The organism is Rubellimicrobium arenae (assembly GCF_017916275.1).
GTDB lineage: Bacteria > Pseudomonadota > Alphaproteobacteria > Rhodobacterales > Rhodobacteraceae > Rubellimicrobium > Rubellimicrobium arenae.
Genome location: NZ_JAFMST010000001.1, coordinates 185,877 through 196,333, shown reverse-complemented (window position 1 = coordinate 196,333; position 10,457 = coordinate 185,877). Strand labels below are relative to the sequence as shown.

The 10,457-nt window shown below is 68.2% G+C and carries 13 protein-coding genes; all 13 read right to left on the bottom strand.

The genetic code is table 11. The annotated features are described in order from the left end of the window. Positions 1 to 19: 19 nt before the first annotated feature. Entirely contained in the window at positions 20 to 274 is a 255-nt protein-coding gene (locus J3P31_RS01015) for a hypothetical protein (protein WP_368372993.1), read from the bottom strand. 65 nt (positions 275 to 339) lie between these two features. Continuing rightward, complete coding sequence (locus J3P31_RS01010) at positions 340 to 738, bottom strand: hypothetical protein (RefSeq protein WP_210526384.1); 399 nt, start codon at positions 736 to 738, stop codon at positions 340 to 342. A gap of 11 nt (positions 739 to 749) precedes the next feature. Continuing rightward, a complete protein-coding gene (locus J3P31_RS01005) occupies positions 750 to 1,208 on the bottom strand; it encodes a phage tail protein (RefSeq protein ID WP_210526382.1) in 459 nt (152 codons plus the stop codon). 10 nt (positions 1,209 to 1,218) lie between these two features. Next, entirely contained in the window at positions 1,219 to 1,605 is a 387-nt protein-coding gene (locus tag J3P31_RS01000; RefSeq protein WP_210526380.1) for a DUF3168 domain-containing protein, read from the bottom strand. 1 nt (position 1,606) lies between these two features. Further along, entirely contained in the window at positions 1,607 to 2,152 is a 546-nt protein-coding gene (locus J3P31_RS00995) for an HK97 gp10 family phage protein (protein WP_210526378.1), read from the bottom strand. Further along, positions 2,152 to 2,475: a head-tail adaptor protein gene (locus J3P31_RS00990; protein WP_210526376.1), complete on the bottom strand. Its 324-nt coding sequence runs from the start codon at positions 2,473 to 2,475 to the stop codon at positions 2,152 to 2,154. The genes J3P31_RS00995 and J3P31_RS00990 overlap by 1 nt, the downstream gene beginning before the upstream one ends. Further along, positions 2,472 to 3,020, bottom strand: coding sequence for a head-tail connector protein (locus tag J3P31_RS00985; protein WP_210526374.1), 549 nt, complete (start codon positions 3,018 to 3,020; stop codon positions 2,472 to 2,474). Before J3P31_RS00985 ends, J3P31_RS00990 begins: the two co-directional genes overlap by 4 nt. Continuing rightward, a complete protein-coding gene (locus J3P31_RS00980) occupies positions 3,017 to 4,534 on the bottom strand; it encodes an ATP synthase subunit B family protein (protein ID WP_210526373.1) in 1,518 nt (505 codons plus the stop codon). Before J3P31_RS00980 ends, J3P31_RS00985 begins: the two co-directional genes overlap by 4 nt. Continuing rightward, positions 4,509 to 5,726: a phage portal protein gene (locus J3P31_RS00975; protein WP_210526372.1), complete on the bottom strand. Its 1,218-nt coding sequence runs from the start codon at positions 5,724 to 5,726 to the stop codon at positions 4,509 to 4,511. Before J3P31_RS00975 ends, J3P31_RS00980 begins: the two co-directional genes overlap by 26 nt. 183 nt (positions 5,727 to 5,909) lie before the next feature. Continuing rightward, entirely contained in the window at positions 5,910 to 6,164 is a 255-nt protein-coding gene (locus J3P31_RS00970) for a hypothetical protein (RefSeq protein ID WP_210526371.1), read from the bottom strand. Positions 6,165 to 6,231: 67 nt separating this feature from the next. Beyond that, positions 6,232 to 8,142 (bottom strand): HK97 family phage prohead protease, encoded by a 1,911-nt coding sequence (locus J3P31_RS00965; RefSeq protein ID WP_210526370.1) that lies wholly within the window; start codon positions 8,140 to 8,142, stop codon positions 6,232 to 6,234. Positions 8,143 to 8,154: 12 nt separating this feature from the next. Further along, complete coding sequence (locus J3P31_RS00960; RefSeq protein WP_210526369.1) at positions 8,155 to 9,837, bottom strand: terminase large subunit; 1,683 nt, start codon at positions 9,835 to 9,837, stop codon at positions 8,155 to 8,157. After that, the gene (locus J3P31_RS00955) at positions 9,837 to 10,289 is read right to left on the bottom strand and encodes a hypothetical protein (protein ID WP_210526368.1); all 453 of its coding nucleotides are present in this window, start codon (positions 10,287 to 10,289) and stop codon (positions 9,837 to 9,839) included. Before J3P31_RS00955 ends, J3P31_RS00960 begins: the two co-directional genes overlap by 1 nt. Positions 10,290 to 10,457 lie beyond the last annotated feature (168 nt).

The window sequence follows — 10,457 nt, the reverse complement described above, 5'->3', positions numbered from 1 at the left end:
GGCCCCGCTCGGAGCCGTCCTACTTCTTCCGTGCCTTCGCCCGAAGCGCCTCCCGGATCAGGTTGCCCCGCGCCCGGATGTTCGCAACCTCGGCCACGCGGGCCGGGTCTGACTTGGCCTTCTCGGTCGAGGGCACGAACTTCGGCATGTTCTTGGGGTCGTTCACGGCGTAGTAGTGCAGCGCCGTCAGCTCATAGTTCAGTGACCGCGCCTCGTCCCATTCCCGAGTGAGCCGAGCCCGGTCTCCCTCCAGAATGCGGACGATCTCCCGCACCGTCAGATCCCAGAACAGCAGGTACTCCCGACCAGCGGCGAGCCACTGGTCGAGCAGGACGTCGATCAGGCGGCGTCTTGCGCCTGCGGGCTCGGCGTCCCCTCGAGCGCGTTTCCCGAGGGGATGTCCCCTTTGGACGCCTCAGGCATGGCCGCCGTGACGGCCTGCCCGAGTAGCGACATGGCCTGGGGCATGCCGATGGCGTCGATGATGTCCCCGACCCGCTCTTCGCTGAGCTTGTGATGGCTCAGGCTGGCCCAGAAGAGCGAGCGGACACGCCGGGTCTGGGGCGGGACCTTCATGCCTTGGGCCGCATCCCGGGCGCATTCCATCAGCGCGACCACCGCGTCGTCGACCGTCTCCTTGGCGACGTCCTCATAGGCCACCTGCGCGTTCGTGGTCACGCGCAGATAGTAGCTCTCGCCGTCCACCTCGAAGGGAACGGCACCTCGCATGCTGTTCATGCCAGCCCTCCTCAGGGTGCGACCGCCGCGCCGCGGGTCCACTCGGGCGCGCCGGTGGCCCGCAGGCTCAGGGTCATGGTGAGCTTGGCCTCGGGATCAGTGGCGTCGTCGACGGAAACCGAGGGATAGGCCCGGAACTCGAACACGTCGCCCGTGGACTGGCCGGGGGCCGGCCGGAGCGTCGTGCGGAAGTAGAGGGGCCCGTTCGTCTCGGACCAGACCTCCTCGGCGATCAGGTCCTCATAGCCGTCCGAGGTGTAGTTGCAGGGAACGGCGCGCTCGCCGGCGTCCTTCAGGCCAGGGACGTACTCATGGTAGCCTTGGCTGTCCAAGTTGGTGACGTCGATCCAGGACTTCTCGACCGACGGGATCGCGATGCCGATTGCCTCGGGCACCTTGACCCAGCCCGTGGTGCCGGTCCGGGAGAACTCCACGGTGGCCCCCAGGGCCAGGATTGCATTGCTGGCCATCTTGGGCCTCCTAGTTGCTGCGGTGACGGACGATGAAGTCCAAGGAAGAGCGGAAGGGCCGGTCCGCTGTATCTGCGCCCTCGCGCCCGTCTCGCACTCCGGCGAGAAAGACGCCCATGAACGGTCCGCCGTGGTAGCCGTCGAGAACCGACTCCACAGCGCGACCGATCTGCTTGGCCTGCAGGTAATTCCTAGCCCAGCAATCCACCTGAACCCGGGCCGGGCCGATGCCGCTCGGCCCGTCCAAGGTGTGGTCGCCGTTCCGGTTGATCAGATGCAGGACGATCCCGGGCCAGGGCTGCCCCTGCGGGTGGGCGATCCAGTTGATCCGGCCCGCGGGGACCAGGGCGGTGATCGCCGCCGACCCGGTCAGCAGCGCCCGAAGCTGTTCTTCCATGTCAGCCCTTCAGCGTGCCGCGCCGGGCGGCGTTCTCGATGGCGGACAGGATCTCGAACCACAGGTCTTTGCGAAGACGCTCCAGGAGGGCCTCGCTGTCCTGGTCGAACGCGGGCCGCATGTAGGGCTGAGGCTCGCGCGTTTCGCTGCCGAACTCCTGCACGACTCCTTTGATGACGTCCTGCACATCCCGGCCGGCGACCGGTCCCATGAAGACGTCGACATAGACATTGCGCGCGGCCCCTCCAGCTGCCCGGCGGGCGTCCCGCATGGCGGCAAGCGCCTGCTCCCGGCTGCCACCCCCGCCCATGACAAGCCGGTAGGCGAAGCGTCCGATCTCCTCGTCGCGCACCTCGGTGCCCACGTCGATGCTCTCGGCCAGCTCGTGCGTGTCCTTCGGCGCGAGTTGCCGCGCAAGTCGCGCCATGGGCTCCATGGCCGAGGTGCCCGCCCGTTCTAGCGCCGCGCGTCCCGCCCCTCGCCGCAGCCGGTCCAACTGCGCCTTGAGGTCGGAGGCGCCGTCGACTCGGAAGCCGCCCCGGGCCATCAGTCAGCCTCCGCCTGTGCCGTGATCTCGATGCCGTCCCGGCCGAGCTCCTTGAGGCCGATGATGCCGTACTCCCGACCGTCGCAGACCAGCCGGTCCTTGGCCGTGAGCCCGCGCGTGAAGGAGGAGGCGCGGACCTGGAAGCGGGACAGGATTGAGGCGTTCACCTGCCCTGCCCCCCACTTCTCCCCGTCCGAGACGTCCCGCTTGGCCGCCCAGACCGGGCTGCCGTGGTCGGCAAAGCCTTCGGTCTGGTTCAGGCCGTTGTCGGTGAGGGTCGCGCGCCGAAACTGGACGCGGCGGTCGAGATCGCCCGCATTCATACGGCGATCCTCCGAACGCTCGCGATGAGGGCCGAGGCGCCCAGCGGCAGTTCCGCCTGCGCGTCTCCGACCGCTTCGCGGTTCTTGAACCAGTGGCCCACGAGAAGGCGGACCGCTTGCCTGGTCGTGTCCGTCCAGCCTCGGCCGGCGACATAGCGCATACGGACCGCATTCGCCGACGTCCGGGCGGCGGGCCAGGTCGACAGTGTCCGGACGAAGCCGCAGTCAGAGGCTTCCACGACATCGAGGTCATCGAGCGGCACCGAGCCAGTTGTGCCGTCCGCGCGCAGGTACTCGATCGACGTCACGCTCACCAGCGGGCCCCATTCATATTCAATGCCGCCCGAGGGGAAGCCCGCCGAGATCACCTCCCAGGTTTGCGGCCCGAAGGCGCGGCCGGTCAGGATCTCGACCCGCTCGGATGCCGCGGCGATCAGGCTCAGGATCAGCGGATCCTCGTCGTCGGTCGCCCGGATCGCCCGCTTTGCGTTCTCGAGCGTGATGGCAGGTTCGGGCTCAGTCACGCGCCAACTGCGGACAGTCATCGCGACACCTTTGACAGCAGGGGATAGAGGTCGGCCTCGACGGTGGTGCCGTCGCTGAGGGCCAGGATCAGGAGGCCCTCTGCGCTGACGCTGACGCCCACCACGCCGGCGCCAGGATCACCCTTGAGCCCGTCTGCGGCGCGGCCCTTGCTGCCTCGGCTGGCGAGCAGCTGCCACCCGGCGCCCGGGCAAGGTCCGGGCTCGTCCTTACGTGCGACGAAGCTGGAGCCGTCCAGCGCCACCACGTCGAGAGCGGCGTAAGTGGTGCCCGGATCATAGGTGCCCCGAACGGTGAAGCTAGCGCCGCGCTCGCCTGGGGCGCCCGCCGAGGCAATGCAGATCCAGTCCGCGTGCGGCGGCGCCCGTCCGGTGTCCCGCTCCGCTTGCCAAGTCGAGCCTTCGTGCCGCACGAGCTCGCCCGCGTAGTGGACCCGGTCCTCCCAGTCGCGACAGACAGGCAGCCGGCCCGGATGGCGGGACAGACGCTCCCTCACCTCAGATCGGATCCCCTCGACCAGGTCGCGGGTGATCTCGGCCGAACTGTCCCCCATGTCGCGGACGACACCCTGCAAGGCGTCGATGCGGTCATTGGTCCGCTCAATGGCCGCACCGAAGGCCTCGGCAGCCGTCCGGATCGCGCCCTGCACATGCTCGACGCTGGCATAGGCCATCAGTTCAACCTCTCGCACGAAGCCGGACAGATCCGGCGTCGACGGGATTGCTGCTCGAATAGCATCAACCTCGGCCGTCAGACCGTCGCGGAGAGCGTGAAGGTCCTTTGTCCAGTCCCGGGGCTCTGGAGCTTCCTCGAGATGGACCACGCGATCCTTGAGGGTTTGAAGGGCGGACTCTTGCACATAACCTGACAGATCGGGTGCCGACGCCACCTCCGGGATGGCAGCCCAAATCGCCTCTGTTCGGGCCGCCAGATCGGCCCTGAGAGCGAGGAGGTCCTCGGACCAGTCCTTGGGCTGCGGCGTGCCCTCGAGGCGGGACAGGCGCTCCTCCAGCGCTGCAAGGGCGCTTCCTTCCACGAAGCCCGACAGATCCGGCGCGGGGGGCATCGCCGGGATCGCCGCGCGAACCGCCTCGAGGTCCTCGACACGAGCCAGCCCAGCGAGATCGGGGGGCGGCATCTGGTCGACCGACCGTGCGACGGCGTCGACCTGCTCAGCCAGCGCAGCGAGCTCCTCCTCTCGAACGAAGCCCGACAGGTCCGGCGTGGACGGAAGGTCGGCCAGCGCCTCACTCACCCGTTCCCCAGCCGCCTCGATCCGCGCGTCAATGTTCTGGCCAAAGCCGGCCAGCGCCTGCCCTAGCCGCTCGTCCGTGCGACGGGTCAGCTCGGCTTCGAGCGCCGAGCTGCGCGCCTCTGCCTCGGCCACCCGCGCCTGCAGCTGGGCCAGCACCGCGTCGGACTGGAGCCGCTGGGTTTCAATCTGCCGCTGCCCATCCGCGACGATGCGGGCCAGCGCACGTTCGAGCGCCTCAGTGTACGAGCGTGTCAGGGTCATGGAGGCGCCGGAAAATGGCATCGGGGCTGTTGCGCTCGGCATCCTCGTCCGGCTCCTCGTCGGGCTCGGCCCCGGGGGCCGGAAGTTGTGGCGTAGGGGTCGGCGTCGGCGCGGGTTGCTTGTCGTGCCAGTCCAGCGGCACGACCTGCTGCTGCACGCGCGGCATGACGCCGTGGCCGCCCTTCACCGCCGGCAGGTCCTCGGAGTCGCGCGCCTCGTCCGGGGCATAGATCCCGGAGATGACGCCGCGGGAAAGCCCTTCGATGCGCTCGCGGAAGTTGGATCGAAGCAGGATGGAGGTGTTGAGCTCCAGATACTCGTAGGGGGCACCTTTGAGACCGAACAGCCGGTCGAACGCCTGCTCGATGTGATTGAGGCAGAAGCCGAGCCCGCTGGACAGCCACATATTCATGAGCGTCTCGGTCGAGCCGACCTGCCCTGCCCCCTTGCCGAAGAGCTGGAGCGGCACACGGAAGGCCAGCGCGATGTTCTCCTCGCTCATCTTCATGGTCTCGGACAACTGTGCGTCGGCCGCGCTGCTGCCAATCGGATGCGGCTTCACACCCCAGGCCAGGACCGGCGTGCCGCCCTCGTTCAGCCCTTGGGACTGCTCCTCCCAGCGGGCGCGCAGGTCGCGGGTCTGCTCGGGATTCAGCTTCTCGTCGGTGGTCAGGACGAACGACGGCCGGGACCGGTTGGTGAAGAAGGCGATCTGCTGCTGCAGCGCGACGTTGTGCGCTGCGACGTCCAGCGCCGCCGCCATGATGGGCGACTCGCCCTTGAGCGGGTGACGCGGCGTCTTCAGTCGAACGTGCAGGACGTCTCGGGCCGGCACGACGAGGGCCCCGTCGAGCCCCGCAGCCATCAGGCGCCGCTCGATGATCTCGTTGCCGCAGAGGTCGTAGAAGATCGATCCGTCCTCTGCGACCAGAGCGCGGCACTCGGCCGTCCGCATCAGGTGGAGCTCGGAGATCTCCGCGCGGTTGTTGCGGAGCGCCAACGCGAACGCCTCGCCCTCGCCATACAGCTGCCAGACCAGGTTCAGGACCAGATCAGACCAGCTTTGATAGTCGTTTGGCTGAAGCAGGATCCGCGCGAGTGCCGAGGTGGTGACTCGCTCGCGCCCGCCGTTCTCGAGCTTGCGCCAGTGGTCGCCCTGGCACATGGCCGCCGTTTCGGCATAAGCCGACACGCAGGCCTCGACCATTGCTCCCGTTGTGGTCAGCGCCCTAGGGTTTTGGCCCATCTGCCAGAAGTTCCACGGCGTTCCGCGGGGCAGCCAGCCGCTCGACAAGACGTAAGGTCCTTCACGGAACTCGCCCTCGGCGGCTTTCGCGGCCGAGGGACGGAAGAGGGCAGAGAGCCAGCCCACAGCTTACTTGGCCTTGGCATCGCGCGTGGCGTAGGGAAGGCCCCCGCCGGCCACGGCCGACTTGAGGGCGTCTGCCTGCTCCTGCGACGGATACGGCTGGGAGTCCTCCTGCTGGCGGAGGGTTTCCTCGTCGCGCTTGCGGGCCTCCTCGGTGGCCGCCGCGCCGTCCGTGATCGCCTGGTCGACCGCTTGGTCGACGGTCTGATCCTTGGGAGCGTTCGTGTCCGCGGCAGCGGTGTCAGTCTGCTTGGTCGCCATGATGCCTCCTCACGAGTTGAAGGGAGATGCGGCGGCCGAAGCCGCCGCCATCGAAGGGCCGCGGCCCTTACCAGGTCGCGCCGGTGATCGTCTGGACCATGCCGGTCCGGACCATGGCCCAGTTCACGTCCATCAGCATGCGGATGGCCGTTTGCGCCGTCTGGAACATCGACTGCACCGGGGCCGCCACGACGTTGGGCGTCCCAGTCGCGCCGATCTGCGCCGGGCTCGTGTCTTCCATGTGGAGCACCGTCTCCTCGGACAGGTCGAACTCCGGCGCATCCCCCGTGACGGTCACGAAATCGGCGGCGCGCACCATGACCAGCGTTCCCGACGCGATCGCCGAGGAGGTGATCGGATCGTAGCGGTCGATGATGCCCTGCGCCCAGCCCAGCGTGCCGTCGGGCCCAGGGGTCAGTTGCAGGGACTCGAGCTGGCCTTCCGACATCAGGAGGCGCAGCCCCTGCCCCGCGCCCACGGCGTCGAACGGCGCCCGCAGCTTGCGGATGTCGCCCAGCACCGCCGCCGCCCCACCGCCCGCAGTGGCCGTCAGAGGGGTCACACCATTCAGGAGCCCCGCCGGCCGCACCGCCGTAGCCGGGTTGGCGTCGAGCAGCACGCTGTCGAGCGTGATGGCGGTGTCGGCCGTGATCTCGCGGCGCAGCAGCGCCTCAATGGCGGGGTTGCTGTACTTGGCGATCTCCCGCGAGAACACCGAGATGACGCCCATCTTCTTAGGCCCCAGGGTCTGCGAGGTCAGCCCCAGACGACGGACCGGGATGGGCGAGCCTTCGCCCACGAAGGATCCGCCGATCGACGGGGTCGCGGTGCGTGCCGGGACCTTTACCGCGCCCTGGTTCGGGCCGAAGTTCAGCCGCCCGCCTCCCGCCGCCGCGAGTTCGGGGTAGATCGACGCAGGCCGCAGGGTTTCCAGGAAGTCGGTCATGACGGTGTTGACCAGTTCGGCCGCCCAGCCGGCCGCTCCAGTGGTCGCTCCGGCGACCGCGGCACGGACCAGCATGGCGGTCCCTTCGTCGTCGCCGTAGCGGAGTCGGCGGACCTCGTCGGCGTCCTTGCCCGTCATGGCGGCATGGATCTGGCAGGCGGCCGCGCGGAAGAACAGATCGACCGGCTTGCGCTCGCCGATGTGCAGGCCCAGTGGGCGGCGCGCCTGGGCCGGAACGGACGGCGCCACGGCCCCGGTGCCGGAGTTGGGCACAGCGGCGGCTCGGGCGGCCAGGTTCTGCTCGGATCGCTTCAGACCAGCCAGGGCCTTCTCGTCGGTCTCGATCTGGTCGTTAAGTTCGTCGATGGCGTCGAGGTCGAGGTCCTGCGCCTGGTTCAGCTGCAGGAGCTGGTCGCGCTTCTGCACGATGCCGTCCTGAAGCGCCTTGATGCGTTCAGCCAAAGTCATGGTCTGGGTTCCTTGAGAGGGAGAGGTGGCGGCATTCACGCCGTTGGTGCCGCGACCCTGCCCCACGCCCCGAATGGCTTGCTCGCCGAAGGCTAGACGCATGGTGTCGTCGGAGATGTGCAGCGCCCGGGCGACAGCCAAGGCCGCCGGGTTCGCGGGGATGGTCACAAGCGAGGTCTCCAGGAGCTCCTGCTTCAAATACCGGAGGCCGCCCTTGCCGTTGGCCAAGGGCTCGTACTCGATGGGTTTGAAGCCCACCGACACGGCCTTGAGGATCTTCTGGCGAACCAGGCGGATCAGCTCGTCGATACGGTCGGACGTACCTTCGTCGGCCAGCTTCAGTTGGCCCAGGAGCTTCCCGCTTTCGATCCGGACATTGGCCCAGTTCCCGATCGGGAAGGCGTTGTCGTGGCCGAAAAGGGCGATGGGGTTGCGCTTGAACCAGCGCAGGTCCCAGCCTTCGGGCTCGATCACATCGCCGTAGCGGTCCACGGTGCCGTCGCTCAACACAAAGGTCAGGTCGTCCGAGACCTCCGCGGTCTCGGTCTTGCGGACGATGGTCATCGGAGGATCCTTTCAGGCGATCATGCCCATCACGTCGGCCACAGGCGCCGCCTGCGGGTTCTGGAACATCAGCATGGCCGCGTCGAAGAGGGCCATGACCGGGTCGATCTTGGCCGCGCCGGCGGCCTGCTTGGTCACCACGTAGTTGCTGCCCCGCAGCTCCTGCTTGGCGTTGCCCACGGCCCAGCCCATGATCCGCTGGCCGGCGTGGCGCAGCCGTCCGGCCTCGAGCTTGAGCGGCAGCGTCGACACCGCCGTCTGCAGCTTCCAGCCCTGAGCCACGGCCACGACCTGCGGCTGAACCAGGCCCTGCGCCTCGAGCTCGTCGACCAGGAGCGCCACACCGGCGCTGTCGAGACCGATGCCGCTCTCGGCAGGCAGGAGCCCGGCATCGGCGACGAGGCGGCAGATCTCGGCGGCCTCGCGGGCCTGCTGGTCGGGCGTCTCGACGATCCGGAGATCCCCGTCAGCCTCGAAGTCCCGCAACCGCGCGGCGATCTTCTTGCGCTGCTCGAAAACGGTCGGCCGGGCCCAGGAGCGGGACCAAGCCAGCCATTCCTTCGTGCCCCGCGCCCGGCCCAGCACGACCAGGCTGGCCAGGTCGTCCGCCCCGCCCCAGTCCACACCGATCGTGCACACCTCGGAGCGATCCAGCAGCGTCTGGAGGTCGAGCCCGTCCAGCGCGTTCTTGGCCCAGTGCACCACACCCGGCCAGGACTCGCCCTTGATCCCCTGCCCGATCTGGATGTTCAGGTGCTGAGACGCCCAGACGATCTCGGCGTCGGGTCCCTCCTCCTTGGCCTTGAGAAAAAGGTCGTAGAGCAGCTTTGGCCGGACCGAGAGGCCGAGGTTCGGCAGGACCATCGGCCAGAGGTCCGGGTTGTGCCACGGCTTGCTTTCGTCCGCCTGAAGGTCGGGCGGGAACTCATAAAGGATCGGGAGGAGCCGGACGCCCTCCCTCACCTCGCCATCCCTGACCTTGCGGGCGTAATCGAGCTTGGTCTTGAAGGCCCCCTGCGGTTCGGTGTCGCTCTGGGTCGTGATGTAGACCAGGAGGGCCGCCGGGTTGGTGATCATGCCCCCGGTGATCTGCGCGATGACCCGCTCGGCGTAAGCCTTGGCCGCCACGACGTGCAGCTCGTCGATGATCGTCAGCGCCGGGATCTCGCCGGTCACCACGTTCAGGTCGAAAGTCTTCACCTGCAGCGTGGCCCCGGTCTTGATCCGGGTGATCGTCTTCAGGTGCTCGGCCACATGGAAGATCGCCGCCAGCTTGGGGTTGGCCTTGATCATCCCGGCGGCCTGATCGAAGCACCGGTTCGCGACGTTCTGGGTCGGGCCTAGGATCAGCATCTGGGCGTTGGGCAGATCCCAGAGCTGCAGGGCGGTCAGCCCCAGCGCCGCGCTGTAGGTGGTCTTCGAGTTCTTCTTGGGCACGAGGCAGAACACCTCGTTGATTAGCGGCTCCAGCGTCTCCGGATCCTCGGCCGCGAAGGCCATTCGGACCAGGTCGCGGAACCACTCGCCCGCCGCGTCCTCAAGCTTCGGCTGCCCGGGCACGTCGGGCAAGCGCAGCTCGTTGAAGATCCGGACCGCCTTGGCCGCGCGTTCGGCGTTGATCGGCAGCTGCGGGATCGGCGTTTGTCCCGACCGGAGCTTGTCCTCCCAGTCCGGGACCGAGAAGTCGAAGGGCATCAGTTCATCGTGCCGCTGTACAGGCGCGCCAGCTCTTCCTCCGCATCGAGCGCAGCCACCCGGTTGGCTTCCTTCTTGCCGAGCTTCGCGGCTTTGTCGGCCGCTGGCCTCGAGGCCGCGCGGTTCAGCGCCGCCTCATGGGCCGCCTCGTCCGAGCCCAGCACGCGGCCCAGCTCGCGGATCGCGGTGATGCGGCCGGCCTTGGCCGAGGCGTAAAGGCTGGCCAAGCGCTCGCCCTCGACCCGGTCCCGCATGCGGTCGCGCTCCCGGATCTGGGCTGAAAAGTATTTGCGCAGCGTGGGCTGCGAGATGCCCAGCGCGTTGGCAATCTGCTCGTTGGTCCAGTCCAGGGCCAAGAGCATGTGCACCTTGTCAAAATCGGCCTCGGTCGGCTCGAACGGCGGCTGGCCACGGCCCCGCTTGGCCTTGGGGCCCGAAATCTCGTCCGACACGAAAAAAATCTCCGAATGATGCCCCCGCGGGTCTCCCGCCCCCAGTGGTCTTGGGCTTTGACCCTCCCCCCCGGGACCGAGGCGCCAGAAACTGACGTCAAGCCCGACGTGTTATCCCTTTACCGCACTGCTGCCGACGAGATCCCGATGCTGGTCTCTGATCTGCTG